The sequence below is a fragment of the Sphingomonas sp. 1185 genome (assembly GCF_040544655.1).
Taxonomy (GTDB): Bacteria; Pseudomonadota; Alphaproteobacteria; order Sphingomonadales; family Sphingomonadaceae; genus Sphingomonas.
Genome location: NZ_JBEPKL010000002.1, coordinates 242,088 through 267,248 on the forward strand (window position 1 = coordinate 242,088; position 25,161 = coordinate 267,248).

Genomic DNA, 25,161 nt, shown 5'->3' on the forward strand with positions numbered 1-25,161 from the left:
GGAAAACGTGCAAGAATACAGCAGCATAACTCTGGCACTTGCCGGCGCGAACCTCGTTCGTCGCCTGGGCGGAACTTGGCGCAGAGATCGAGGAATGTGTCTGTGCCCGGCCCACGCCGATCGCGAGCCAAGCCTGTCGGTTCGCGTAGGCCATTCCCGGCTCCTGTTCCATTGCTTCGCCGGTTGCGAGACGCGCGATGTGCTGCGTGCCATCGCGCATATTCAGCCGGGAGCCCTGACTTGTCGCAGCGTTGGCTATGGCAGCAGCTGGCACGATGCAGCAATTGAGTGGCGACAGCAGCGCCTCCTCGATCTGTGGAATACCGCAGGTTTGCTCGGAACCAGTCTCGCATGGCACTACCTTGATCGTCGCGCCATCGACATCGCGCCAGCGGCGTTGCGCTTCCACCCTCGCACCCCACTTGGAAGTGGTGGTGTCCTGCGGTTCCGTCCTGCACTGCTGGCGGCCGTCAGCGCCGGCAATCGTCTTGTCGCGCTTCAGCGTACGTTTCTGGATGCACAGGGGCGCCGCGCGCGAGACTTATCCCGCCCACGGCGACTCTTGGGGCATCCAGGCGACGCCGCTGTTCGGCTAGCGCCAGCCAACGACAACCTGGCGCTGGCCGAGGGGGTGGAAACGGCGCTGTCGGCGATGATCCTGCTTGGCCTGCCCGTCTGGGCGGTGCTCGGTGCCGGGCGGATGGCAAGGATCGCAATACCGGAAGCCGTTCGCCACCTCACCCTTCTACCTGACAATGACCCGGCAGGCCGTCGTGGCGCGCTGGCGGCGTCTGTGGCGCATGCGGCACCCGGCCGGACTATCGAGACGCTCTGGCCCTGGTATGGGCTCAATGACTGGAACGATGTGCTTCGGGCGCGAAGGAAAGGGGGAGTGGAAGGGCTGCGGCAGGCGGCCTGACGGTCAGGTCCGCGGCGTCACGGAGTACCGACCATGTCCCAGCTTCCCATCCTCGTTCCCGCCTCGCGGCTGTCGATGGATCCCAAAAACATCCGACGGAAGCGCAGTACCGCCTTTCAGGCCCAGATGAAGGCGAGCGTTGCCGAAAAGGGCATTCTCCAGAACCTCGTCGGCCGTCCGGTGCCTCGGAAGAAGGGCTGGTTCTATGTCTCAGCCGGCGGAAGCCGCCTGGAAGCCGTCCAGGCCAATATTGCTGATGGCGTGTTCGATGCCGACTATCCGGTTCCTGTGCTGGTTCGCGATGGCAAGGATGCGAGTGAGTCGAGCCTTATCGAGAATGTCCTGCGCGCGGACCTCACCCCTACCGAGGAATGCCGCGGCTATCAGGATGTCTTCAGGATCGACGGCGTCAGCATCGCCGATCTCGCAAAGCGGATGCATAGGAGCCAGCGGTATATCCGTGGCAGGCTTCGGCTCGCCGATCTTCACGAAGCGATCTTCGACGCCCTCGACACAGGTGATATCTCTCTGGAGGTAGCGGAAGCCTATGCTCTTTCGACCGGGGACACCGCCCGTCAGGCTGCTGTCTTCGACCTGCTGAGCCAACGATCCTGCCGCGACAACGTCAACGAAATCCGGCGGCTGATCGCATCCTACAGCTATAAGGCGACCGACCCGCGCTGCCTCCTCGTCGGGCGCGACGCCTATCTGGCGGCCGGTGGGAATCTGGACGCAGATCTGCTGACGGAGCTGGAAGACGAACGGTGGCCAGACACCCATATCGTCGATCGGCTCGTCGATGAGGCGTTGCAGAAGGCCGCCAGTGAGATTCAGGCGCGCGACGGCTATGCCGAAGTAAGGCCCGTACCAGCCCTCGTCGTGCCGTACATGGAAACCTATGACCTTGAACCGCTGTCCGGCGAGCAGGTGCCGACGACGCCGGAACAGGAGAACCGGCTGGAGGTCATTACTGCCGAAATCGAGGCAATCGAGGCGGGATCAGAGAACCCCGATGACGACGACAAGGCGCGTCTTGCGACGTTGCAGGCTGAACTTGAGGCGATCGAGGGGCGCCCGGCGGAATTGGGCGAGGCGCAGCGTGCGAATGCGCGCGCCTATCTCATCATCGGCCCGGATGGTCAGCCTCGACTGCATCATGAAGTGTTCGCCCAGCCGACGCTGATCACGACGCCAGCCAGTATGGAAGAGGGCGGTCATGCCAACGTCGTTGGCGATGCCGGCGACATCGTGCGCGATGACGTTTCTACGACGGATGAGGCGTTCGAACAGCCGATGATGAGCCAGGTGCTGATCGATCGGTTGGCTACGATGAAGACCGAACTGCTCGCCGTCCACGTCGCCAGCAACCCCGCCTTCGCCCTCGATCTCGGCACCTTCATCATGGTCGATCGTGCAATCCGCCCCGGCGATGGCAGCGATATTCCAAGCGAGCTTCGCGCCGACGCGGCGCCGGTTCGTGCACGTGACTTCGACAGCGGCAGCGCGGCGGCTGCCGAGTGGGAGAAGTTCGACGCCGCGCTGGATCGCAGCTGGGCAAAGCATGAAAGGGTCGAAGACCGTTACGATGCGTTTTGCACTCTCCCGGATGGTCTCCGTGCCGCATGGCTCGGCTGGTGCGTCGCCCGGACGCTGCACGCAGTTCCACACGCTCAGCCAGGCGCCGCACTGATCGATCGCGTAGGGCAGAAGCTCGACATCGACGTCGCAGCATGGTGGCGACCGACAGCGATCAATTTCTTCGACAAGCTGACCGTCAGAGCAATGCTGTCGATTCTTGAAGACCTTGGTGGATCGGAATTTCGCGCCCGGTACGGCGCATCGAAAAAGCACGACCTCGCCGCGTCCGCCGAGCGGATCTTCGCCGGGGACACGATCGTCGAGGCGGACGTCAAGGCGCGCGCGCTCGCCTGGGTGCCCGACGCTATGCGTTTCGGCGCCCCCCGGTGAAGCCGGCCGCTTTGGCTGAAGGCGACCTCGAGGATCTGCAATCGTCCGTCGGCGAGGCCGACGAACCTGAACTCGATCAAGCCGCCTGAACTCCCAGCTCGGGGTCGGTCAGTGCCGGCCCCGAATGCCCTTAAGACCCGGAGGTTCTTTATGACCCAGCGAATGCTGGCGCTCGTCCCGGAGGGAGGCGAGCCCGACCGTGCTTTGCGGCTATCAGCGGTGGCCACGGCGATCGCGCGCCACTTCGAACATGGCGACACCATGACCCCGCAAACCATCAAGCGGCTGATGCGGCAGACATTCGGGGGCTCGGATGCCGATGGCGCGTGGTCGATGCGAGATGCCTATGACGCGCTCGAAACGGCACAGGTTCTTGCTCTTCGTCGCAAGGATTGGCCATGCGATGCCGGTGCCGCCCCGGAAGAGGTGTTCGGCCGCCTGCGACACTTTGAGCGCGCTCTGCCGACCCAGTCCTACCGTTCGGAAGGGCAGGTCGAGATGCAACAATTCTCGACACCGATTTCGTTGGCGTGGCTGGCAGGAATGGCGGCCGCGATCGAGGCTGATGACTGCGTCCTTGAACCATCAGCCGGAACCGGGATGCTCGCCATTCACGCCAAACGGGCCAACGCCGCGCTCACGCTGAATGAGCGCGATGTCGGCAGGGCGGATCTGCTGACCCAAACGTTCGGGCAAGCCGTCTCCCGGCACGATGGCGAACACATAGATGACCTGTTACCTTCGGACGTCCGGCCGACGGTCGCCCTGATCAACCCGCCCTTCAGCCGAAGCGAGATGCGGGGGCGGGATCGTCATGCCAGCGCTCGCCATCTTCGGTCGGCATTGGAGCGTCTGGAACCGGGCGGCCGGTGCATTGCAATCATGCCGCCGTCCTTCATGGCGGAGGGCGCAGGCGCGGCAGGCTATGCCAGCGTCGCTGAGGTCGCACTGCCGCGCGTCGAGATCACCATTCGCGGAAACCCCTATGCCAAACACGGAACCTCGATCGCCGTCCGGCTGATCGTCTTCGACAAGGGTTGGGTCGGCAAACCCGATCGTCATGTCGTCGAAACGATCGAGAAGGCCTTGCCGATCGTGCTCGGGCTGCCGCACCGCCTGCGGCCCGATGACCAACCGCCCCCCGCCGCTCCACTGGCAAGACCTCCGCTGGCTCGGAACATGCCGAGATCGGGCGGACTCCTCGGCGGCGCCGCGATCCGTCGCCTGGCCAGGCCTGCGCCGGCTCCGGCCATAGAGACACAGGTCCCGCAACTCTCCTATGCTCTGCTCGACGAACCTCGTCCGGGGGGGCAGGCGGCCGGCATCTATGCCCCATGGCGGCTGGCGCGGTTCGACATACCCGGCGCCAAGCCGCACCCCAACGCGTTGGTCGAGTCCCTCGCCATGGCATCGGTATTGCCACCGCTTGTCGGCTACCGCCCCCGCTTGCCATCCCGAACCGTCATGGCACTGTCCGAGGCCCAGCTTGAAACCGTGATCCTCGCTGGTGCCGCATTCGAGCGCGATCTGCCCGGAAAATTCTGCCGCAACAGGGCTGGAGACCAGCTGGAGGAACATGCCGATGGTCAAGCCTATCGCATGGGCTTCTTCATCGGCGACGGTACGGGCGTGGGCAAAGGCCGTGAGGCGGCAGCGTGCATCATGGACCGCTGGTGTCGTGGGCAACGCCGCCATGTATGGATCTCAAAAAGCGCCGAGCTGATCGAGGACGCCCGCCGTGACTGGACGGCGCTCGGCGGCGTCGGGGTCGACATCCAGGGGCTGGACGCATTTCCCATCGGTGCGGCAATCCCGATGACGAGCGGCATCCTCTTTGTGACCTATGCCACACTGCGCTCCTCACGCGGCGCGCACGCATCACGCCTTCAGCAGATCCTCGCGTTTCTGGGAGACGACTTCGAGGGTGTGATCGCTTTCGACGAAGCGCATTGCATGGCAAACGCTGCCGGCACCGAAAGCGAGTTCGGCCATGCCAAAGGGTCAGAGCAGGGGCTGGCCGGTGTCCGCCTGCAGAACGCCGTGCCGCGTGCCTGCATCCTGTATGTTTCCGCCACGGGCGCGACCGATCCCGCCAATCTCTGCTACGCGGCCCGGCTCGGCCTATGGGGACCAGGCACCGCATTCGATAATCGCCCGGGCTTCCTCGCCGCTATGGAAGCGGGCGGCATCGCGGCGATGGAGGTCATCGCGCGCGATCTGAAGGCGATGGGTCGTTACATCGCCCGCTCGCTCAGTTTTGCCGGCGTTGAGTATGAACCGCTCGTGCATCGGTTGACCCCCGAACAGGTCACGATCTACGACGCCTATGCCGACGCGTGGGCCATCATTCATCGCGGGCTCGATCAGGCGCTGAAGGCGAGCGGCGTGATTGATCGGGTCGATGGCGGAACGCTCAACGCCCAGGCGAAGGGGGCCGCGCTATCGCGCTTCGAGTCCGCCAAGCAGCGCTTCTTCTCGCAGATCCTTATCGGGATGAAGATGCCGTCAGTGATCGCGGCCATCGAACGCGAAGTGGATATGGGCCACTCGGTGGTGATCCAGCTCGTTACGACCGCCGAAGCGGTGCTGGACCGACGGTTGGCCTCGCTGAGCCCCGACGAAAGGGCCAATCTCGATTTGGACCTGTCGCCGCGCGACGCGATGATCGATTATCTGAAGGGCGCTTTCCCGACGCGACAGATGCGCGTGTTCAGAGACTCTGGCGGCACCATGCGCTCCGAACCGATGATCGACGCCGATGGCAACGCGGTATTGTGTCAGGCCGCCATTCGCGCCCGGGATCGCCTGATCGAAGACTTGTGCGGCATGGCGGCGGTACCCGCTGCCCTCGACGAACTCGTCAGGCATTTCGGCCCTGATAGACTTGCCGAAGTCACAGGGCGAAGCCGGCGCATCGTTGTCGACGCGTCGGGGCGGCAGAGGATCGAGCGCCGGGGCAGCCGTGCCAACCTTGCCGATACGGATGCCTTCATGGCTGCGCGCAAGTATATTCTCGCGTTCAGCGACGCCGGCGGTACCGGCCGATCCTACGACAGCGACCGCACCACGAAGAGCGCTGATCGTCGGCGCGTGCATATGGTTCTCGAACCAGGCTGGCGCGCGGCAAGCGCTGTTCAGGGAGTTGGTCGTTCGCACCGTGCCAACCAGAAGACGCCGCCGATTTTCCAACCTGTCACCACTGATTGCCGAGGCGAACTCCGCTTCATATCGACGATCGTGCGGCGTCTCGACGCCTTGGGTGCGCTCACACGAGGGCAGCGTCAGGCCGGAACTCAGAATCTCTTCAACCCGGCCGATAATCTTGAAAGCGAGATGGCCAGGGAGTCCCTCAGCCAGTGGTATCGTCTGCTGCAGCAGGGCAAGCTCGCCAGCGTCAGCCTGCGCGACTTTGAGCAGATGACCGGACTGTCCCTGACCGAAGACAGCGGGGCACTCCGCGAGCAGCTCCCGCCGATACAGCGATGGCTCAATCGTATACTCGCTCTTCGCATTGGCGTGCAGAACGCGATTTTCGAAGAGTATCTCGGGCTGATCGAGGCCCGCGTGGATGCCGCGCGAGCCGCTGGTACGCTGGATGTGGGCGTAGAGACCATTCAGGCTGACCGGGTCGTGGTGCTCGACGATCACCTCCTACGGTCCGACCCTGAGACCGGCGCGGAAACGCGCTTGCAACGCCTCGAACTTCATATCCGTCCGCGCGCGAGGACATTTGACGATCTGATGAACATGGAAGGGCGCGCTGACGATATCGCCTTTCTTCAGAACCGGAAATCGAGCCGCGTAGCGCTGCGCGTGCCTTCTTGGTCGATTACCGACGAGGACGGCCGGCCGATACCGATGTGCCGGCTTGTACGCCCGACCGGATCGGATCGAATAGCGGTAAGCAAGCTTCGCTTAAGCCATTGGCACACGATTCCGGAAGCAGACTTCCGAGCGCTATGGGAAGCCGAGGCAGAGGCCGCGCGCAGCGAGTTGTATCGTGAGGATATCGCGATCGCCACGGGACTGCTCCTGCCGGTGTGGGACAAGCTGCCGGACGACACGGTCCGCGTCCGGCGGATAGTCGATGCTCATGGCTACTCGCTACTGGGCCGCGTCGTGCCAACCTACGCTCTTTCGCGCCTGGCGGAAAAATTCGGCGTCGAAGCAATGTCGAGATTGTCAGTGGACGACACCATCGCCTGCGCCAGGAGCGGCGAGGGCGCCCCGCTTCCCGCACTTGGAACGGCATCGCTGCACCGCACGATGGTCAACGGCGGATGGCGCCTCGAGATTCGTGGTTACCCGCAAGAAAAGCGCGAGTGGCTGAAGTCCCTCGGATGCTTCACCGAGATCATCCAGTATCGGACCAGACTATTCGTGCCGGTCGATCGTGCTGCCACCATCCTGGGTTCGTTGGGGTAATACCGTAAATCTATAGGCACCAGCGCCAGAAAGGAGAGAGGGAAGGGGGAGTAGTGAGCTAAAATTGGGACTTGCTGATCTGAGGTATTCCGATGGCCGACCGTGTCTTTGTCAAGATTACGATTGGTGGCGCCCTGCCGCGATCCAGGTTGCAGGATCTACTGACAGTCGTGGCTAACGAGGGTCTGTCCCTTGATCATGACGACGAAGAGCTTTCGATCGAAGACCATGTCGCCAACGAGCCGCTGACGCTTATGGCTCATGAGGTCGCGTGGGGGAGATTCGATCAACTGGAAAGCTTTTGCCAGAAGTTGGGCTTGGCCTTTGTTCGCTCGTCTGGCGGATATGCCGGCAGCTTTGGTCCGGTACGCGTTGTCTTTGCGGGATGGGGGCAGCCGGTCAGCTATCTCATTACCGAGGAAGACGAACTGGTGTTCGATCTTGCCGCCCTGCGTAAGCTCGGAAGCATGGAAGCGATCGAGGCTCAGGCAGGCGAGGCGGCCTTCGAGCCCGGACCGCTCGTGATCGTCGATACCCCAGTCATGGAGCCGAGCCATGGCTGAAACTCACATTCAGGCGAGCTTCGCCTTTACCTGTTCGCACACTGAAATGGCGCTACTCGAAGAGGCATTTCTGGCGGCCGACAATCTCGTCGGCGATTTCGACTCCGATCCACCGAGCCAGGAGTTCCTCGCCGCCTTTCCGCCATCCGCTGATGACATCTGGGCGGGGTTTCGGCGCCTCTTCGCGGATCCGGGCTTCCCGTGTCTTGGGGCGGAAATCTCCGGAGGGAACTCGACCGAGCACCCCGATCGCAACGACGTCTACGTGTCCGGGATGACCGATTCCGCCCCCAATGCCGTCGCCTGTTTGATCCAGCGGTGTTGCCCGTCAACGCTGTCACAGTCGCCGATTGGCTTCGAATATTGCTGGAACTGCTCGAAGCCGCGGCCCGGCGAGTTCGGCGGCGGCTGGTGTGTCATCCCCGCTGATCGCATTGATAGCGGGACGACCGGCGAAGCACTGTCGGCGGCCCTGCGCACCTAACATCGAAACCCATTGCAAGTCGCCGATCTCGCATCTGCGGGATCGAAGGCGCTTGCCCATCCACCTTCACATAAAGGAATTTTGTCATGACCGACGTTCCCGTCACGCCTGATCAGCACGTCCTTTACAGCAAGACCCTAACCGACGATCGCGGCAACTTCGATTACCGGGGCGATCTCCACCGGCCCGGTGAATCGTTATCCGGACTACATGAACGGATCGAGCATCATCTTGCCGCATCTTTTCCCGAGAGTCGTTTCGCTTTGCGTACCGAGGCCTTTGTTGGCGGCCGTAAGCTTATCGCCGAGCTTCTCGATCATCCGCACGACCTCACCAGCGAAGACGAACGCGACGCGTTCCGAACGACGGCGCGCGACCAGATCGAGCGTTTCGGTTTCACCAGATCGAACTTCTACCAGGATTATCATTCCTGTGCCTTCTACAGCGAGGTTCGGATCGGCAGCGCATATTGGACGACGCTGGCGGCACGCCGCGGGATGGCCCATCCCGTCGATCAGAAGATGACGCTGGCGGCGTTCCGGAAGACGATCAAACCTGGCGACACGTTGAAGCTGATCCACGCACCGTGGTCGAATCCCAACATCGGTGTCGCACGTACCGTCGAGAAGGTTCGCTCGGTCGATCTGGTGATCGGCGGAAGCCACCTCAGCTATCCCCGTGCCTCCGCCTTCGCATGTGATGGCCGCATGGTCCGTATTGCCATGGGAACGGACCGTAATCCTGATGCCCATCTGCTCTACGAATGGACCCGCGATGCCGCCTGACGGGAGCGAGGGCAGGTCGTGGAGTCAAAAATCGAGCGGGCCGGCCTTGTTGTCAGTCTCTCGGAACTTCGCGAGCAGGATCATGCCCATGCGCCCTGCTCGCCCACATGGCTGAACGCGAGGCTCGCCCGATGCGGCACAATAGCTTACCACGATGGAGCCTTCGATGATTGAGACGATCTTCCGTCAGGCTGCCTTTCATCACGGCTGGAGCGATAAAACGCAGACCGCGATCCTGCTGCGGTACGCCTCGCACGCCGGCTCACCGGCTACGCTACGCCGCTTTCTGGCCAGGGCACAGGATGCGGTTGAGAGGGACGACCCGTTCACGGACGCCGTCATCGCCATTCTTCGCAATCCCGGCCTGGCGCTCGACGAGTCCTTTCACCGCTTCTGCATCGGCTGCCGAGATTTGCTCACGCCACAGCAGGCCGCCGAGCGGTGGTGCCTCTGGCGAGCCGCTTGAGCGACGTCTGCTCCGGTCAGGCTACTTTAGGAACGCATATGATGACCGATCCGAACGACGCACAGGAGCATCATGACCATGGGTATGCGGCATTGCCCGAAATGTGTGCGGTTTTGTCGCCCATTACGCATCAGCCCATCGTCATCGAGCGAGGACATGCCGGTCACTGGCCTTTGCCGGACGACATGACTATTGAGCGCATCAACGCCGTCTTCAAGGCCGCGCCGCCGCAGATCGAAGCGATGCTGGTCGGCTCGATGTTCGGTTGGGACGTCCCCGGCGCCGACCCCAGCCGTTATGATACGGATGGCAGGCCGCGCCGTAGCTGATCCATGACGATCGAAATCGTCGTCGGTCTGCCCCACCTCTCGAAGGGGCCGCTACTCGACCAGGCTAGGGCCATGCAGGTCCCGGTCCTCGTCTCGGCCAATGCCTTTTCGCGCTGGAAGCGCCGGCATGGGTGCCGCGAGTGGTGCGGCTGGCGGACGCGTACTCTAGCCAACACCCATGGTCTTGCATCGGTCGATCTCGATAGCGCCGGGTTCGTACTGGCCGTGAAAGAACGCGGCATTCCATGGACTGTTGACGACTATATCCGGCTGGCCGGCTCGTTCAAGTTCCGACGCTTTGCCAGCCTTGACCTGTGCTGCGAGGCCGAAATCGCGCACAATCGCGCCGAGGTACTCGATCGGGTCGCACGAACCATCCAGCTCAACCGCGCTTGCCACGCTCAGGCAGTCGATGCCGGCCTTGCTTCGACCTTCATGCCAGTCCTGCAGGGCCGTGTTCCCGACGACTATCTCCGATCATGGGAGGGGATCGCGCATCTGGTACGACCAGGACAGGTGATCGGCGTGGGCAGCCTTTGCCGGCGCCACGTCACCGGGGTTGACGGGCTGATTGCGGTCATCGACCGGCTCGACCGCTTGTTGCCCGCCGACGTGCGCCTGCACGGCTTCGGGGTCAAAGGGACTGCGTTGTCGCTGCTGGCGGGCTTCGGTGGCCGGGTCGCCAGCATCGACAGCCAGGCCTATGGCATCGCCGCACGCAGGGAAGCCTATGACACATGCCGGTCGAAGACCGGCTCGATGGTCGCAAGGCATATGAGACAATGGACGACGCGCCAGCATGCCCGAGCCACAAGAAGACTGCCGGTGCAGGGGCTGCTCGATCTCCCCGCGTCGGAGCCACAATCCAACGATCCCTGGCAGCGCGCATTATGTGACGCGCGGAGCGATATACGCGCTCTGATCGTCGACGGCGAGATCGCCTATGACCAGATTACCGACGGCTGGATCGAACAGTGGGCGGCAGAGTCAATCGCGGCTTGAGCTGTTTACCTGTTTCGGGGAGCAGGATGTCATGGCGTGCCAGCACTTCGACCTAGACGATACTCCTGCAGGAAGCTCGCGCCTGCAATGGGCGAATCTTGCCTGGATGGCGCTCGCTTGTATCCTGCTGCCGATGCCCGCGCTTGCGGACCCCTGCACAGGATCGCTGCCTCGGCCCGGCACACGGTTCGTCGGTGTCGTCCGCCATGTGATCGATGGCGATGGCCTGTGCGTCGGCCCCGCCGGCCGAGCCGACCGATGGATCGAGGTTCGGCTTGCCGACTTCTATGCGCCGGAGCTCCGCGAGCCTGGCGGTGCCGCCGCCAGGGCGCGGCTCGCGTCTCTGACCAAAGGAAGGTCGGTTGCCTGCATCGCTGATCACCGAAGCTATGATCGTATCGTCGCGACGTGCAGCATTGCCGGACGATCGATCGGGACGCGCCTGCGCGAGGAAGGGGGCGGCGAGGGCGGTCGCGGGTTCGGCCAGCGAAGGCGAGCGCGTCGATTGGCCCGGTGGAGCCCGCATCGACGTGTCGTCCTTGGAGACCTTGCAATACCCATATCCGGCGATCGATCAGGGACGATCCCCGTGATGTACCATCAACGCGCCGTGGTTCATGATGTCGGGACGGCGCAATGAGGGAGGAGGGGGGATGGCCAGAGGGCGGATCGGGGTTCGGTCCGTGCCCTAATCCAGCAGGAGGCAATCCCATGGCGACCGAGCTTCACGTCAACGACCGACCCGTCGGCGGCGCCTACCGCGTCGACATCTCCAAAGGTCGCAACATCGATCGTGTCGCTTCGGAATGGTTCTCCCGTCCCGACGACGAACGCTACCTTTCCCTGATCGATCTGTATGCCAGCGTTCGTGGCCGGGCCGAGTGCGCCACCACGAAAGTCGTCGAAAGTGCGCGCATCCGCGTCGAGGCGCGCGGGAACAATCGGGAGCAGTTGACCCTGCTGGTGCCCGACTCCGGTGGACCGGTTGCGCCCACGAACTGGTCCTTCGGCCAGCTTTGTGGCCTCGTCGGCGCTCCCGCTGCCTATCTGCGTCAGCTTCCCGCGGTGCTGGCCGGTATCAACATGCAACACGGTCTACTCCATCACCGTGCCGAGCAGGTCAAGCTCCTCCAGACCGAGGACGGTCGTACCGAACTGCGTGCTGTGACCGGTCCCGATTACGGCCGAATCTGGGATCATGAACTGGTTGCTGCCGTCATGAAGATCGCCGGCAACGGTGTGGGGGATACGCGGTGGAAGGTGCCCGGCCTGCTCGACTGGCGCACGATGTGCCACGACCCCTATGTGGATGTCAGTCGGGAGACGACGACGCTCTATGCTTCGGACCGGGATGTCTTCCTGTTCCTCGTCGACGACACCCACCCGATCGAGGCCGGCAGGTTACCGAACGGCGACCCTGATCTCTACTTTCGCGGCTTTTACTGCTGGAACAGCGAGGTCGGTGCCAAGACGCTCGGCATCGCAACCTTCTACCTGCGCGGTGTGTGCCAGAACCGCAACATTTGGGGCGCCGAGAACTTCCAGCAGGTCAACATTCGCCACTCTAAATTTGCTGCCGCCCGTTTCGCGCACCAGGCGGCGCCGGCACTTGAAGGCTTCGCCGACAGCTCGCCACGCCACTTTGTCGACGGCATTCGATCCGCTCGTGAGCGGATCGTCGCGCGCAATGACGAGGATCGCACGGATTTTCTGCGCAAGCGCGGCTTCTCGAAGGCGGAAACCTCTAAGGTGATCGAAATGGTGCTTGCCGAGGAAGGGCACCCGCCGGCGTCCGTCTTCGACTTTGTGCAGGGTATCACTGCGCTGGCCCGCGGCAGGACGCATCAGGACAGCCGTCTTGAACTCGAGGCCAAAGCGACGAAGCTGCTCGAACAGGCACGCTGACCCTTCCTGACCGCTTGCCGCCCCACCGACACCCGGCCTGGTCAAACGACCTTGCCGGGCGTCGGCATGACCGCGCGTGATGACCTCCCGCGCATGCCGCAGTCGGCAATCCACGTTCTGCCAGGAGAAACCGCCTTGAGCTCCTTACCAGCCCAAGTCCGCGACACGCTGCCGCTTTCCAGGATCGTCAAGGGGAGAAACCCCCGCCGATACTTCGATCGTCAGAAACATATCGAACTGGTCGCATCGATCCGGCTGCGCGGCATCCTCCAGCCGATTGTCGTCCGGCCGATCGCCGGCGACCTGTTCGAGATCGTCTGCGGTGAGCGACGCTATCGCGCCGGGCTGGAGGTCTACGGTTGCGACGGGGATGTGCCTGTCACGATACGCGAGATGACCGACGATGAGGCGCTTGAAGCCGCGATCGATGAGAACGACGCGCGCGATGATGCCTCCGAGACCGAGCAAGCAGATGCTGCTGCTCGTCGTCTGGCGGCCTGCGGCGGCGATCGAGCAGAGGCAGCCCGTCGGCTCGGCTGGTCGCGGGCCAAACTCGATCGCCGCCTCGCGCTGGCCAAACTTTCCGAGACAGTCAAATGCGCGCTCGACGAACGCCGGATCAAGGTCGGTCATGCCGAGCTGCTCGCCGTCGTTCCAGCCGACAAACAGGATGCAGCGCTGGACACGATCCTGAAGGCGGCGCTCGACGTTGCGAAGACGCGCGACCTGTTGATGCGCGTGACCCAGGATCTGTCGGCCGCCATCTTCGACAGAAGCGAATGCACCACCTGTCCGTTCAACTCGGCCTCGCAGCGCACCCTGTTCGAAACCCATGTCGATGACGGGCACTGCACCAACGCCGACTGTTTCCAACTCAAGACCCAAACCGCGGAGGCGATCCGCTTCGAGCAGGAGGAACAGGCTGAAAGGACTGCCCGGAAGGTGGCTCTCACCGCGAAGGACGATGCCGACCATGTCGGCGAGGGCGAGGTCGATGACGCCGACGACGAAACCAGCGTTGGTGACGATGATGAAGCCGAGCGCGCCACCGTGCCAGATGGCGGTGCCGTCGTGTCCCCGTCGCGTTCCGCTTCGACTCCACGCAGTTCGACCAGCGGTCCCTCGGCAACACACAAGCCAGGCGTCACCGCCACGTCGATCGCACGCCGCACCAAGGACCTGCGCGAGGCGACCTGGCGGACCGCGCTCGCTCGCACGCTCGCCGGCAATCCCACTTATGCCCGCGCAGTGATCCTCGTCGCGGCAATGTCGGGCACGCTCTCGCAGATCAGGCCGGAAACGCTGAAGGCCAGAGCCGATCTGCTGGTCGGCAGCGGCTTCCTGGCCCTCGACTTTGCCGCCAGGATCGAGACGATCCGAACGCTGCCGGATGTCCAGAGCGCAACCGTCTTGTCAGCGATCGGTGCGGCCTATGCCCGGGACGTACAGGATTTTGCCCAGGTGGCCAGCCTGGCCCAGGCCTTCGGCGTCGATCTGCGCGACAGCTGGCAGGTCGATCATGCATTTCTGCAAACCTACGCCAAGGACGAGCTCAACTACATCGCCCGCGAATGCGGCCTGATCACTCATATCGGCGAGAAGGCGTTCGCGAAATTGCTGGCGTCGAAGAAATCCGACCTGATCAACGGCATGCTCCACCGGATCGGCTTCGATTGGGCCGGGCGCCTTCCCGGCGCGATGACGCTCGACGGCCAATATGGTCCGCCTCCCTCCGCCACCAGCAACGACGCCGGCGATCGGGCGACGAAGCTCGCCGCCTGACCGTCGTTGCTATTCGCCAAACTGAGGACTGACCCCGATGCTGATCGCCAGCCTGCTCCCGCTGCTTGCCCGTTACTCGCTCGGCTTCGACTTGGTCGCCGGCCCGGACGACACCGTCACACTGACCATCATCCCACGAAAGCCCGAGGGGGCAGCCCACAAGCCTGAACCATCCGAGACGCGGCCGATCTCCCTCTCCGGCACCGCTGCGGAAATCGACGCCGAACTCGCCAGGGGGCCGACTGGTGCGCTGGGCCAATTGATCGTCGTCCGTCGTACACTCGCCGATCAGATCGCTGAGCAGCGCCAGGCAGCCGAAACCGCCCGAGCCGCCGCCGCGGAAACCGCGAAGGCGAAAACCGCTGCAGTGCCTAAGCCACCCGTCAGCGCCCCGCTCAAAACACCAGCTCCGGCGATTCCGCCAGCTGACGCTCGCCCGGAGGAGCCTGCCAGCCTCTGGTGAGCGCCATCTTTCCTCTTCGCCACATCATAGCCGAGGAACAACCGCCATGCAGATCCTCCACCTGACCCGCCGGTATCGCTATGACGGTATCGACCTGCCGGTCCCGCCGCATCTCGCCGACGACCAGGCCTCCCTGCGGGCCTATCATGCAACGCTGTATCCTGCGATCCTCAACGCCGAGATGTTCGATGCCGGCGTATCCGGCGATGCGCACGTCATTGAATACCGTCGTGCGGTCGGCACCAAGGGCTGAGGCGATGGCCAGCCCGAAGCCATCAGCCATCCCCGCTGCTCCGCGCAAATCCCTCATTGACTGGCTCGTAAGCGATGAAAGCGACTCTTCCGGTCTCTCCTACCCCACTTGCGGCGCTCAGGCCGCCCATCTTCACGCGGCAATCCTTGCCGGTCCGCAGGCGACCGAAAGTTACGACCGCCTTGAACCACTTCGGCCCCCGCCCGGATTGCCGCTCGCCCCGCTTGGCTGAACTCGCTGGCCGCGCGGTCCGGTTGTCCGATGATATTCCTGTCGTCTTCGACGCCCCGCTTTCGCCTCAACATAGACTGATCGGCGCCTGGGTTGCCGAACAATACACGAGCAGGGCCGAATATACCCGTCCGCAGGCCCGGCGACATATCGAGCGGGCCTTCGGCACAAAGGTGTCGGACATTCTGGAGCCCGTCGCGCTCGCTGGCCTACGGGTTTCGGTTCGGGGCGACGAGGCAGGTAAAAATACCGCATTGGCCATCATCTGCGAAGGTCTCGGCCAGATCGATCTCGGCTGGATCGAAGACGGCGACGCTCCGATTCCCTGGCGCGCGACGGCCTATTCGGCGCTCAAGCGGATGCTGGGACGGGTCCTCCCTGTTTTTGGGTACCAGGACCTGTTCGACGAATACGCCGCCATCAACTGGGAAGGCGAGACGGAGGACGATGCGGCGCGCGACGCCCTGATCGATCTTCACGGTGTAAGCGAGCACGAACTCGACGGTCAGACACTCCCTTCCACCCTGCATGCCAGCCGCCCGCCATGGATGATCGCAGACAATGCGGTCGTGGACGCCCTACTGCCCCGCTCCTTGCACGAACGCCTGGATCGCGTGCGCGAGGCTCACGACGCTCTTGTCGGTGTTCCACCAGGCAGCGACGCCTGGCACGTCGAACACGACATCCTGTACGACTACATGCCCGAGATGGAGGAACACTACCACCTACCGCCGCTGACACTCGTGCCCTTCGCGCAATTCGCGGGTGAACTCGACGATATCGCCCGTCACGGAATGGAAGTCGGGTTCGCCGACGTTGCCGGCCTGTGTCCGCTCCCCGACGCGTCAAGAATCGACGGCTGGTTCGCCTCGTTCGGACTCGGTGCGCGCTTCCTCTGCGCGGTCCAGGATCTCATCGCCTTCAATCCCGCTCAATCATGAGGTTCGCCATGAACGATAATCGCACCAGCTTCGTTGCACCGGGCGGCAGCCTCACCCTGAGCCACGCCATCCTGCTCTATCGGTCAGGCGGTGCTCTGCAAAAAGCATCCGCCTTTGCCAGTATTCATTTGATCGAACTCGACGACGAGGATCGGCCGACGATCGCGGCGGGTGTGCCGCTGTCACGGGCGCATCTGCGGCATTGGGGCGAGGTGCTTGGCCGCGCCACCAGACCCGAACTTCTGCCAGAGAACGTGCTCGTGGCGCACTCCGAAATGCTCGCCTGGTGGACGCCCGAGCAGGTTCGTCCCGGCTTCTTCGCGCTATCAAATCCACCGCCAGACCTGCACCGGCTTGCCGAGAGAACGATAGTTCCGGTGCCCTATCCGGCCCATCTTTTCGTCGCGACCCGGTCCCGCCTGGGTGTCTTTGCGCTGCCGGTAAACGAGCGGCCGATTGCGGAAACGCTGCTGCGCCATTCTCCGATCCTGAACGTCTTTTCGGACGGCCAGCTTTGCTGGGGCACCGTCCCCCGACCGGCAAGTCTCGAGGTCGCATCGATCCCGGCGTTTGAGCGCGCGGTCTTCGATTCCTGGTCGACACATACCAATCCGGGCCAGGATCTGACAGTGACGGGCAAAGGGGGCCTAATCCGGCTTTGGGATGATCTCGCCGCCCGCGAGGCGAAGCGCTTCCCCGTCCGGCGGCTCAAGCCTTTCGTCGTGAGAGCGAACGCGCGCGCGCGAACGCGCGGGGCTCAGGCTGCAGCCGAGCCGATGACGTTGGCCCGGATTATCGCCCGGGGTGGCAAATGACCCAGCTTGCCGACGATCCTACAGCGGTTTCAATCCTTGCTGCCGTACCGTGCTATCCGGTGCCCGCAATCGGCCGATCCCCTGCCATCGATACGCTACGGGCCACTCGGGTCGGCCATGGTTTCGTGATCGGCAACGATGGCGTGATGCTGATCCTGCGTCGACCCTGGCTAATCCTCGACCTGCCGGTCACGCCACCGATTCCCGCCTATCTCCCGTATGGCAGCATAGGCGCGACCAGGGCCGAGCTGCGGTGCGGTCTGATCCCGCGTGTACATCTTGATGCGATCCGCGAACGCTTCCGTGCCAGCCTGCCTGACGAGGCGGCGGCGTTCATCCTCTGGAACGAGGACAGACGCACCTTCTGCGTCGAATTTCCAACTGTCATCGAGGCCAGCCCGTCGCGCCTCGTATACCAGACACCGGTCCCTCCACCCGGTTGGCATGTCGTCTGCGACGTCCACAGCCATGGGCGATTGCGATCCTATTTCAGCCCTACCGACGACGCCGATGATGCGCACGCGACCAAGGTCGCGATCGTAATCGGTCGCCTCGATGACCCCGCCGGTCCCGATATGACGGCACGACTTTGCGCCGCCGGCATGTTCATCACCCTGCCGCGCAGCCCCTTTGCGGAGACGGATCATGGCGATTGATGTCCAGGTACGCCATTATCTTCCAGCAGGCTTCGACCAGCGAACGATCAGGATCCTGCTCGTTGGCTGTGGGGGAAACGGTGCCCAGATGCTCATGGGACTGGCTTCGCTCAATAGCGGCTTGCGTGCGATCTCGTCGCGATCGCTGCACGTCACCACGGTCGACGATGACATCGTCAGCGAAGCCAATCTCGGGCGCCAACCCTTCTATGCTTGCGATATCGGCGACGCGAAAGCGCGCGTACTCACCGAGCGGATCAACATCGCCCACGGTCTTAGGTGGACGGCGATCCATGGCCGGGCGCCGCAAGCCGTCGACCTCCAGCCTTTCGACATCGTCATCAGTTGCGTCGACACCGCGTCGGCTCGCCGGTCACTTGGCGCCGCGATCGAGGATGCCGCACGCAAACCGACCTATTGGATGGACCTTGGCAATCGCGCGGTGGACGGGCAATTCCTGATCGGCTGCCCCGGATCGGCGGATAAATCCGGACGACTGCGGTTGCCCACCGTGCTCGAAATCTTCCCTGAACTCGCCGATGACCAACTGCCGGATGACGATGCGCCATCCTGCTCGATCGCCGAAGCACTCGAGCGCCAGTCGCTGTTCGTGAACCGCGTCCTCGCTGCCCATGCGCTCGCGCTGCTGTTCGACCTTCTGGGCCGAGGATCGATCGGACATGCCGGAGCCTTCTTCAACCTCGGCACCGGGCAAACCGTTCCGATCCCGTTGCCACGCGAGCGCGAACCTCAAGGGTGAGGGGAGGGGGCGAGGGATTGGCGATCGGAAAGGGAGATCGTCATGCACACCACGCGTTCTCAGCGCTGGCGCGACCGGCGGAGCCGCTGGGTTCCGGCCGCGAGCGAGATCGATCCCAGGCGCCTGGCGGTGGACGTGATCGAGACGCGGAAGGTCGCGGCCCCGTTCGTGCGCGCACACCATTATGCCGCCTCGATGCCTGTCACCCGTTTGTCGGTCGGACTGTTCGCCGGTGGCGCGGGGGGCAGGTCGGAGCTTGTCGGAGTCTGCGTGTTCTCGCATCCGGTGAACGACGCGAGCGTGGCGAAAAATGCCGGCCTGCGCGATCCGCGCGCGGCCTGCGATCTTGGACGCCTGGTCGTGCTCGACAGCCAGGGCGGCAATGCCGAGAGCTTCCTGGTTGCGCGCGCCTTCCGCCTGCTGCGCCGTGAGAAGCCCGAGATCCTGTCCGTCATCTCCTATGCCGACCCGGTGCGTCGGACGGATGCGCAAGGTCATGTCTTCCTGCCCGGCCATGTCGGCGGCCTCTATGCGGTCATGGCTGCTCGCTATCTCGGACGCTCCAGTCGGCGCACGGACCTGATCCTTCCGGACGGACGTCCGATCTCCTCCCGGGCGCTGTCGAAGATCCGCAACGCCGAATGCGGTCAGCGTTACGCGACGGACGATCTGCTCGCCGTCGAAGCGCCGCCGCGGTTGGTTGGCGAGGAACCGCGGGCGTGGTTGAGCCGGCTCGAGCGCAGCGGCTTCCTGCGCCGACAGCGCCATCCCGGCTGCCATGCCTATGTCTTTCCGCTGACGCGCGCGGCGCGTTACGCCGCGGCCCGGATCCCCGCCCAGCCTTATCCGGTGCTCGATCGCACGGCGGTTGCAGGGGACGTCACCGCACTGCCGCTGCTCACCCGATCGGCATGACGATGATTCCCATCGCAGCGGCGGAAGCGGCCCGCCCGGCAGGAGGAGTGCCTGTGACCATCACTGACAGATTTCACATGATAGCAGCAAACCGAGGATGGGCTGCAAGCGAGCAGATTGCCCAACTGCTCGATTTCATCGTCCAGCGGAACGACGCTGCCGGTTTCACCGCATTTCTCGATGGTCGGACTTCGACGCCAGCCGAGGACGGCGATTTGGAACAAGGCCGTTACTGCGTCCTGTCCACCACCCATATCTCCCATGAGACATCGGAATGGCTCGAGAGCCTGTCCGTAGGACCGCCGCCGCCCGCACCGATATCGGTCGCCAGCACCTTTTATGGCTGGTTCGTTGCAACCCGCGAGCCCGACGTGCCCACCGAACAGATTCCCGACGATCTGCTTGCTGCGATGCGCTTCGGCCGAGCGCGGGGCTTCGACCAGATCCTGTTCGATTGCGACGCCAGCGTCGTGGATGGCCTCGACGTCCATGACTGGTGAAGGGTGAAGAGCCGTGGACTGCCGGCCCTGCGCACCGTTCGGCGCGCCGACGAGGGCCTTCATCGGCTTACCAATGCCAAACCATCCTGCAACCCACTTCGGAAACGGAGATCTATGATGACCCCATTGTGGATCGAGAAGCTGAACATGCCTCCGGAAGGCGGTCGCGAACGCATTCGGCGGTACATCGAGCGGGGCTATGGCGCTTCGCTCAGCACCTTCTACCGTTGCCTGCTCTCGAACGACCTGATTGGCGCCATCGAGGGTGCCGACGAAGAAAACCGGGCGGCTCTGCCGCTCTATGTCGAGTATCTGACCGGCTACGCGCCGCCCGGCTGCTATGGCAGCGCAGAGAAACTTCAAGGGTGGCGCGGCCTTTCCGAAGGCAACGAGTAAAATGCCGGCCAAGCGACGCTATCGGCCGTGTCTGCCGGATATTGGTTATGTATCGGTCGAGATACGATCCCTCTCAACGCCGAACGGTCAGCTGCACACTGCGCGAGCAGCCGTATGATCCGGCGATCGAACAAGGCGGTTGTGCGTAATCCCGTATTGGGGTTGCCGGCGATGGTCGTGCTCCAGCGCCTTGATCGCTCGACACGCTACCTCCTGCGGCAACTTCTGCTCGAACTGCGAGCGGACGCCAGGCACCGCGCGGAGAAAAGCTGGCATACCCGCAAACCGCCGATGGCCGCCTATTGGGCCGCAGTCGCTGTCTATGCCGGCCATATCGCCCGCGCGATCGTGTCGGCACCAAGCTCGACATTCCCGCCGGACGATCGAAGCGCGGCGTCAAGCATCGCACAGTGCGATCATCGGAGCGGAAAAGGGGGGATGGGAGAGACTCGCTCAGGGAGACCGTCCATGCCTCTCGATACGCTCTACCGTCATCAACAGGCGCTCGATCCGAGCGCGCTGAGGATCGTCACCGCCGGCGCGCATGCCCTCGCCGCCGCGATCGAAGACTGCCGCGCGGCCGGCCACGATCCCGAGAACGATCCCGCCGTCATCCTCCTCGCTCGCCATCTCGGGCGAATTGCCTGCGCTGTGTCGACAGACGACGCCACGCTCAAACACCACTGTGCTCACGAGATCGCGCGGATCCGCGATGATCGGCATCAGGGCGAGAGGACAGACAACTCGCTCGCGCCACTGCCGCTTGCTGCCTGACGAACGATGTCTATTCCCAACAGCCACTTCGATCCTGCCGACGCAGATTGCTGGATCGCTCATGGTCGCAAGGCTGAACATGCGGCGTTGATTGCGGCAGCGTGGCGCGATTACCCCGACCTGCCGCCTTCAGCCCCGCTCGCGGACCGGCAGGCGCGCTCACGCGCGCGGGTCGACGCCATGCGTCCTGTCAACGAGCAAATCCGCCTGGAATCCGAGCGTGAACAGGAATTGGCCAATTATCGCTTCATCGAGCGCCAGGTCCGCCTTGGCAAGGCATCGCCGCAGGATGCCGCTATTCTGACCGGCCGCGATCGCTATGGCTACCGCTGGCTGATGTCGGTCGCTTATGCTGCGGGCTGGTCTGCGGCGAAGCACGGTTGGGATTTCCACCCGCCAGGTCCCAACCTCCGCGGTGTCGTGCCCTCGGGAACCACCGAAGCCTATGACCAGGGCTTCACTGATGGTGGTGGGCGCCGCGACGACATCTTCGACACGGCACGGCGAAGGCTCACTGCAACGCCCGGCACCCCTGCGGCGACGCCACATTGTCGCGCCCGCGCCCGTCCCTTGCCAAGCGACTGGCCCAAACCGAGCGACGCGCATCGCGCTGTTGCCTGGAACAGGCGTCTCGTCATCCTCGCCGCAGGGAGAACCCATGACCTCAACCGTTCGGCCCCGGCGATAGAGTTCCTCGACCATCCGCTTGCCGAAGAGATCCGACGGACACCAGGCACCTCGCAGGCGCATATCATCATCCTCTCCGCGGCCCATGGCTTTATCGATGGTCATGCGCGGCTGGCGCCGTGGTCAGAAGCGATGAGACCGGAAACCGCCGAGGCACTCTCCCGCTCGCAACGCGTGCGACAGCAGCTCGCCACCCTGCTGAAGGACATCGAGATCGACGATATCCTCGTCGCCGCAGAGAGCGATTACCTGTGGATCATCGACGCGCATGCCGCGATCCTGCCTCTCTGCCGCATCATGGAACGCACTCGCAACACCCCCCTTCAGCAACGCGCGCATTGTCGGACCTGGCTGGCACGCGGGTGTAATGCCGGCGAGAATGTCGGGGCAGGGCACATCCGCTGGAGCAAGGTGATCCAGGGGCTTACCGGCCGGCTCGGCGAGTTCACCGCGCGCTATGGTGGCAAGGTGGAACCGCGCGGGCATCGCATCCTGATCGAGATCGCCCCCGGCGTGCCGGCAGTCGGGTATGTCACCGCCGCTGGCATCGCCCTCGCGCCGGAGATCGTGATCTCGAACAAGGCGCGGATGCGGATCGAGATGGCGCGGGCGTTACGCGCGTTCGGGGCGGCGACCCGTCTCGCGATCGCCGCTTGAGGTCCAGCGATGACCAGCGATCGCACCCTGGATCTGTTCAGTGGTCTCGACCGAGAGCGCCACACGCCGAGTGATATCGATCCAGCATCGCTTCCGACCTTGGCGATACCATGCGGTTTCCGCGACCGCCGGAACATGCCCTGCCGTCGCCTCGGTGTCCGGCCGGTCGCGATCGATGGCGAACGCTTCCACCATGGCGGCTTTGCCATCGTCCATTGCGATCCGGCCTGCTTTCGAGCGGAGAACCCGTGGATCGACATGTCGTAACGGCCATCAGTTGGCGGAAGGGGAGAGGATGGAGGCGGACTGACCGGATGGTCCGGTCAGGAGAATTTTCATGTTCCAATCCGCCGCTGAGTTTCTTGCTGAAGCACCGCTTGGTGCACTGGTCCGTTGGAGCGATGGCACGCCCAGACCGCCGGCTCGGCACGTTCGTAAGATAAGCGACTGGGAACATCGTAACGGCACAGGGCGCCTCGTCGGACGCGACGTTGAGCCCGCATCGATCATGCTCAGGAGCTTTACGATCCACGTAGGTGATTTCGGCGAGGCTGGCACGATCGTGATGCGGATGCATCGTGTGTTCGGCGCTAACACCCCGCTACGCTTCGAGATTGTGTCGGTGCCACAACCAGGCGAAGCGCTGGTGATTACCAGCCTGATGGGACGGGACGAGCTGCAGCACGTTGCCCCGGACCGCGATACAGCCCTGCGTTGGCAGGCCGCCCATGGCTATCGTGACGCGCGGATCGATGTTGTGCCGCCAACCGCGATCGCCGCCTGACAGGGAAAACCTTCGCGCCCGTTTGTCACGCGAGTCGTGAAACGCACGCTGGCCGGGTCCGGAACCGCAGATCGGACGCCATCACCCCGGGGTGCAAGCCGGCATCCGATCGGCCGACCGCCGGCCAGCCTTCCTCGCCATCATCCCTGACGCAACAATTCGGAGACCCTCATGCGCCGCTTCCATACCTGCGTCTGCTCGATGCTGCATCTACCTGCCGAAGAGCGAAACGTTATCGAAGATCTCATTGACGACAGTCGGGCGGGGTACTCGATCCTCAATCGAACGGACCTGACAATTGTACTCCATCACGATGGCTATATGATCCATGTCGGGGTCGTCGAAGACCATTCCCGCCGGCCCGAAACCATTCCGCCCGTTCTTTGGAGGCTCCTCGGCCAAGCGCTGGAAGAGGGCGCGAGTTGGCTGTCGCTGGATCGCGAAGAGATCCCATGCCGCTCTTTATCCGTCTACCCGGAAGAGGGGCAGTCCGGACAGCCGAACAGGATCGCCATTCGCTGTCGTGACTGTGGGGGAGGGGATGTCGTCAGGGATGCCTGGACCACTTGGGACGAAACAACGCAGGCATGGAAGCTCGGTGACACGTACGATCCGGTCTTCTGCAATAGTTGCGACCGGTATGTCGTTCCCCTCGAAGTTCCGCTCGTAGCACCATCCGCGGAGCTGGCTATATGAGGCGCGCCGCAGCCTGCGGCGCCGGTGCGATCCACGTCGCGCTCAGCAGCATCGAACTTTCGATACTGGGCGCCGTCGCCTTCGATCCGGACACGCTGCCGGCGATCCGCAGCGGAACATGGATCAACACCATCGATGCCGACGACAGCGGAACGTTGCGCCACACCATCCCGCTTGACGGCTGGCCCGAAGCGCTCTGGAGGGTACTTTTTCCGATCCTCCTTGCGGCGGGGACCCCAACCCAATCGGTGGATCTGGCAACGCTGTACGCACCGCGTCTCGTCCCGGATCCGGCTGATCGAACTCTCCTCGTATCGCTGACGCCGTTCGAACTCGGGCAAGGTCTGCGCGCGACGTACCCCGATGCGCTCGCGCGCATGGATCGTGTCGCCGCCCGTATCCTCTACCTTGAGGAACTCGAATGGTCACATGACCCGATCGCGCTCATTCCGGGGGACGCGCTGTCCGACGCCGGCTGGGCCGCTGTGGGCTCGGTTCTGCCAGACCCCGATGATCGCTGGCGGTGGTCGCTGCCCTTGCGGATCGCCAGTCGCTCAACCTGGGACGACGATGCCGGTCGCCGACGTCGCGCCACGTTGCGCGTGAAGGAACTTCATGCAGTATTGCACCTCGCCTGCGAACTGTCTTGTAACGGCTATGATGTCGACGGTTATCACCGGGACCTGAGTCAGGCCGTACTTGCCGATCCTGTCGCGCTCGATCTGGTCCGTGATCGCGCGAACGATCCGGCGGACGAACTGGCCATCGTTCGCCTCATTCTCGATCAGGAGCAGCCCGGCTGGTGAAGCACCGATCCGCACTCCGTACTCGCGGCCTGTGTGTGGCCTCGCGCCCCTTCCAGCAATCCGGTTCCCGGGAGAAGAACCTGGATGGAGCGCGATCGACACGCACCGCGGTTGATGCCCGAAGCCATGAGGGTGCCCCCCTTGTCGTCACGTATAACGCGGCCATCCCCTTCGTCGAGAAACTCGACCGCATCCAGTC

26 protein-coding genes are annotated in these 25,161 nt (G+C 63.7%); all 26 read left to right on the forward strand.

Annotated elements, in window-relative coordinates:
- Positions 1-199: 199 nt before the first annotated feature.
- The 26 genes from ABIC44_RS03375 (at position 200) to ABIC44_RS03500 (ending at position 24,962) form a co-directional block, all read left to right on the forward strand.
- Entirely contained in the window at positions 200-919 is a 720-nt protein-coding gene (locus tag ABIC44_RS03375; protein ID WP_354293627.1) for a DUF7146 domain-containing protein, read from the forward strand.
- Positions 920-952: 33 nt separating this feature from the next.
- A complete protein-coding gene (locus tag ABIC44_RS03380) occupies positions 953-2,887 on the forward strand; it encodes a ParB/RepB/Spo0J family partition protein (RefSeq protein WP_354293629.1) in 1,935 nt (644 codons plus the stop codon).
- A 162-nt stretch (positions 2,888-3,049) separates the two neighbouring features.
- Positions 3,050-7,312, forward strand: coding sequence for a strawberry notch-like NTP hydrolase domain-containing protein (locus ABIC44_RS03385; protein WP_354293631.1), 4,263 nt, complete (start codon positions 3,050-3,052; stop codon positions 7,310-7,312).
- A 92-nt stretch (positions 7,313-7,404) separates the two neighbouring features.
- On the forward strand, positions 7,405-7,875 hold the full coding sequence (locus ABIC44_RS03390) for a hypothetical protein (RefSeq protein ID WP_354293632.1): 471 nt from the start codon (positions 7,405-7,407) through the stop codon (positions 7,873-7,875).
- Complete coding sequence (locus ABIC44_RS03395; protein ID WP_354293633.1) at positions 7,868-8,359, forward strand: hypothetical protein; 492 nt, start codon at positions 7,868-7,870, stop codon at positions 8,357-8,359. The genes ABIC44_RS03390 and ABIC44_RS03395 overlap by 8 nt, the downstream gene beginning before the upstream one ends.
- Before the next feature lie 86 nt (positions 8,360-8,445).
- Positions 8,446-9,144: a hypothetical protein gene (locus ABIC44_RS03400; RefSeq protein ID WP_354293635.1), complete on the forward strand. Its 699-nt coding sequence runs from the start codon at positions 8,446-8,448 to the stop codon at positions 9,142-9,144.
- Between the two features lie 166 nt (positions 9,145-9,310).
- Positions 9,311-9,610 (forward strand): hypothetical protein, encoded by a 300-nt coding sequence (locus ABIC44_RS03405; RefSeq protein WP_354293637.1) that lies wholly within the window; start codon positions 9,311-9,313, stop codon positions 9,608-9,610.
- Between the two features lie 38 nt (positions 9,611-9,648).
- Positions 9,649-9,939: a hypothetical protein gene (locus ABIC44_RS03410; RefSeq protein ID WP_354293638.1), complete on the forward strand. Its 291-nt coding sequence runs from the start codon at positions 9,649-9,651 to the stop codon at positions 9,937-9,939.
- A 3-nt stretch (positions 9,940-9,942) separates the two neighbouring features.
- A complete protein-coding gene (locus tag ABIC44_RS03415) occupies positions 9,943-10,941 on the forward strand; it encodes a deazapurine DNA modification protein DpdA family protein (RefSeq protein WP_354293640.1) in 999 nt (332 codons plus the stop codon).
- Between the two features lie 711 nt (positions 10,942-11,652).
- Positions 11,653-12,846: a DUF932 domain-containing protein gene (locus ABIC44_RS03420; RefSeq protein ID WP_354293642.1), complete on the forward strand. Its 1,194-nt coding sequence runs from the start codon at positions 11,653-11,655 to the stop codon at positions 12,844-12,846.
- A 66-nt stretch (positions 12,847-12,912) separates the two neighbouring features.
- Positions 12,913-14,628 carry a PRTRC system ParB family protein gene (locus tag ABIC44_RS03425; protein ID WP_354293643.1) on the forward strand — a complete coding sequence of 572 codons (1,716 nt, stop codon included), beginning with the start codon at positions 12,913-12,915 and terminating at the stop codon, positions 14,626-14,628.
- 37 nt (positions 14,629-14,665) lie between these two features.
- Positions 14,666-15,091, forward strand: coding sequence for a PRTRC system protein E (locus ABIC44_RS03430; protein WP_354293645.1), 426 nt, complete (start codon positions 14,666-14,668; stop codon positions 15,089-15,091).
- Positions 15,092-15,137: 46 nt separating this feature from the next.
- Entirely contained in the window at positions 15,138-15,344 is a 207-nt protein-coding gene (locus ABIC44_RS03435; RefSeq protein WP_354293647.1) for a PRTRC system protein C, read from the forward strand.
- A gap of 182 nt (positions 15,345-15,526) precedes the next feature.
- On the forward strand, positions 15,527-16,516 hold the full coding sequence (locus tag ABIC44_RS03440; protein ID WP_354293648.1) for a hypothetical protein: 990 nt from the start codon (positions 15,527-15,529) through the stop codon (positions 16,514-16,516).
- Positions 16,517-16,524: 8 nt separating this feature from the next.
- On the forward strand, positions 16,525-17,331 hold the full coding sequence (locus tag ABIC44_RS03445) for a PRTRC system protein B (RefSeq protein WP_354293650.1): 807 nt from the start codon (positions 16,525-16,527) through the stop codon (positions 17,329-17,331).
- Positions 17,328-17,987 carry a PRTRC system protein A gene (locus ABIC44_RS03450; RefSeq protein ID WP_354293651.1) on the forward strand — a complete coding sequence of 220 codons (660 nt, stop codon included), beginning with the start codon at positions 17,328-17,330 and terminating at the stop codon, positions 17,985-17,987. Before ABIC44_RS03445 ends, ABIC44_RS03450 begins: the two co-directional genes overlap by 4 nt.
- Complete coding sequence (locus ABIC44_RS03455; RefSeq protein WP_354293653.1) at positions 17,977-18,747, forward strand: PRTRC system ThiF family protein; 771 nt, start codon at positions 17,977-17,979, stop codon at positions 18,745-18,747. Before ABIC44_RS03450 ends, ABIC44_RS03455 begins: the two co-directional genes overlap by 11 nt.
- 42 nt (positions 18,748-18,789) lie before the next feature.
- Positions 18,790-19,662: a Mom family adenine methylcarbamoylation protein gene (locus tag ABIC44_RS03460; RefSeq protein ID WP_354293654.1), complete on the forward strand. Its 873-nt coding sequence runs from the start codon at positions 18,790-18,792 to the stop codon at positions 19,660-19,662.
- A gap of 53 nt (positions 19,663-19,715) precedes the next feature.
- A complete protein-coding gene (locus ABIC44_RS03465; protein WP_354293656.1) occupies positions 19,716-20,162 on the forward strand; it encodes a DUF5983 family protein in 447 nt (148 codons plus the stop codon).
- Between the two features lie 114 nt (positions 20,163-20,276).
- Entirely contained in the window at positions 20,277-20,558 is a 282-nt protein-coding gene (locus ABIC44_RS03470) for a hypothetical protein (RefSeq protein WP_354293658.1), read from the forward strand.
- A 171-nt stretch (positions 20,559-20,729) separates the two neighbouring features.
- Complete coding sequence (locus ABIC44_RS03475) at positions 20,730-21,332, forward strand: hypothetical protein (RefSeq protein ID WP_354293660.1); 603 nt, start codon at positions 20,730-20,732, stop codon at positions 21,330-21,332.
- Between the two features lie 6 nt (positions 21,333-21,338).
- Positions 21,339-22,676 (forward strand): hypothetical protein, encoded by a 1,338-nt coding sequence (locus ABIC44_RS03480; RefSeq protein WP_354293662.1) that lies wholly within the window; start codon positions 21,339-21,341, stop codon positions 22,674-22,676.
- 9 nt (positions 22,677-22,685) lie between these two features.
- A complete protein-coding gene (locus tag ABIC44_RS03485) occupies positions 22,686-22,943 on the forward strand; it encodes a hypothetical protein (RefSeq protein WP_354293663.1) in 258 nt (85 codons plus the stop codon).
- A gap of 70 nt (positions 22,944-23,013) precedes the next feature.
- Positions 23,014-23,460, forward strand: a complete 447-nt coding sequence (locus ABIC44_RS03490; protein ID WP_354293665.1) for a UCP036055 family protein — start codon at positions 23,014-23,016, stop codon at positions 23,458-23,460.
- Positions 23,461-23,631: 171 nt separating this feature from the next.
- Positions 23,632-24,156 (forward strand): DUF5983 family protein, encoded by a 525-nt coding sequence (locus tag ABIC44_RS03495; protein WP_354293667.1) that lies wholly within the window; start codon positions 23,632-23,634, stop codon positions 24,154-24,156.
- Entirely contained in the window at positions 24,153-24,962 is an 810-nt protein-coding gene (locus tag ABIC44_RS03500) for a hypothetical protein (RefSeq protein WP_354293670.1), read from the forward strand. The genes ABIC44_RS03495 and ABIC44_RS03500 overlap by 4 nt, the downstream gene beginning before the upstream one ends.
- Positions 24,963-25,161 lie beyond the last annotated feature (199 nt).

What these genes read in the sequence shown, in the direction of transcription:
- ABIC44_RS03380 (WP_354293629.1), top strand. Translation starts at nt 953, where the DNA reads ATGTCCCAGCTTCCCATCCTCGTTCCCGCCTCGCGGCTGTCGATGGAT.
- ABIC44_RS03385 (WP_354293631.1), top strand. Translation starts at nt 3,050, where the DNA reads ATGCTGGCGCTCGTCCCGGAGGGAGGCGAGCCCGACCGTGCTTTGCGG.
- ABIC44_RS03390 (WP_354293632.1), top strand. Translation starts at nt 7,405, where the DNA reads ATGGCCGACCGTGTCTTTGTCAAGATTACGATTGGTGGCGCCCTGCCG.
- ABIC44_RS03395 (WP_354293633.1), top strand. Translation starts at nt 7,868, where the DNA reads ATGGCTGAAACTCACATTCAGGCGAGCTTCGCCTTTACCTGTTCGCAC.
- ABIC44_RS03400 (WP_354293635.1), top strand. Translation starts at nt 8,446, where the DNA reads ATGACCGACGTTCCCGTCACGCCTGATCAGCACGTCCTTTACAGCAAG.
- ABIC44_RS03405 (WP_354293637.1), top strand. Translation starts at nt 9,311, where the DNA reads ATGATTGAGACGATCTTCCGTCAGGCTGCCTTTCATCACGGCTGGAGC.
- ABIC44_RS03410 (WP_354293638.1), top strand. Translation starts at nt 9,649, where the DNA reads ATGATGACCGATCCGAACGACGCACAGGAGCATCATGACCATGGGTAT.
- ABIC44_RS03415 (WP_354293640.1), top strand. Translation starts at nt 9,943, where the DNA reads ATGACGATCGAAATCGTCGTCGGTCTGCCCCACCTCTCGAAGGGGCCG.
- ABIC44_RS03420 (WP_354293642.1), top strand. Translation starts at nt 11,653, where the DNA reads ATGGCGACCGAGCTTCACGTCAACGACCGACCCGTCGGCGGCGCCTAC.
- ABIC44_RS03425 (WP_354293643.1), top strand. Translation starts at nt 12,913, where the DNA reads ATGACCGCGCGTGATGACCTCCCGCGCATGCCGCAGTCGGCAATCCAC.
- ABIC44_RS03430 (WP_354293645.1), top strand. Translation starts at nt 14,666, where the DNA reads ATGCTGATCGCCAGCCTGCTCCCGCTGCTTGCCCGTTACTCGCTCGGC.
- ABIC44_RS03435 (WP_354293647.1), top strand. Translation starts at nt 15,138, where the DNA reads ATGCAGATCCTCCACCTGACCCGCCGGTATCGCTATGACGGTATCGAC.
- ABIC44_RS03445 (WP_354293650.1), top strand. Translation starts at nt 16,525, where the DNA reads ATGAACGATAATCGCACCAGCTTCGTTGCACCGGGCGGCAGCCTCACC.
- ABIC44_RS03450 (WP_354293651.1), top strand. Translation starts at nt 17,328, where the DNA reads ATGACCCAGCTTGCCGACGATCCTACAGCGGTTTCAATCCTTGCTGCC.
- ABIC44_RS03455 (WP_354293653.1), top strand. Translation starts at nt 17,977, where the DNA reads ATGGCGATTGATGTCCAGGTACGCCATTATCTTCCAGCAGGCTTCGAC.
- ABIC44_RS03460 (WP_354293654.1), top strand. Translation starts at nt 18,790, where the DNA reads ATGCACACCACGCGTTCTCAGCGCTGGCGCGACCGGCGGAGCCGCTGG.
- ABIC44_RS03470 (WP_354293658.1), top strand. Translation starts at nt 20,277, where the DNA reads ATGATGACCCCATTGTGGATCGAGAAGCTGAACATGCCTCCGGAAGGC.
- ABIC44_RS03475 (WP_354293660.1), top strand. Translation starts at nt 20,730, where the DNA reads ATGGTCGTGCTCCAGCGCCTTGATCGCTCGACACGCTACCTCCTGCGG.
- ABIC44_RS03480 (WP_354293662.1), top strand. Translation starts at nt 21,339, where the DNA reads ATGTCTATTCCCAACAGCCACTTCGATCCTGCCGACGCAGATTGCTGG.
- ABIC44_RS03485 (WP_354293663.1), top strand. Translation starts at nt 22,686, where the DNA reads ATGACCAGCGATCGCACCCTGGATCTGTTCAGTGGTCTCGACCGAGAG.
- ABIC44_RS03490 (WP_354293665.1), top strand. Translation starts at nt 23,014, where the DNA reads ATGTTCCAATCCGCCGCTGAGTTTCTTGCTGAAGCACCGCTTGGTGCA.
- ABIC44_RS03495 (WP_354293667.1), top strand. Translation starts at nt 23,632, where the DNA reads ATGCGCCGCTTCCATACCTGCGTCTGCTCGATGCTGCATCTACCTGCC.
- ABIC44_RS03500 (WP_354293670.1), top strand. Translation starts at nt 24,153, where the DNA reads ATGAGGCGCGCCGCAGCCTGCGGCGCCGGTGCGATCCACGTCGCGCTC.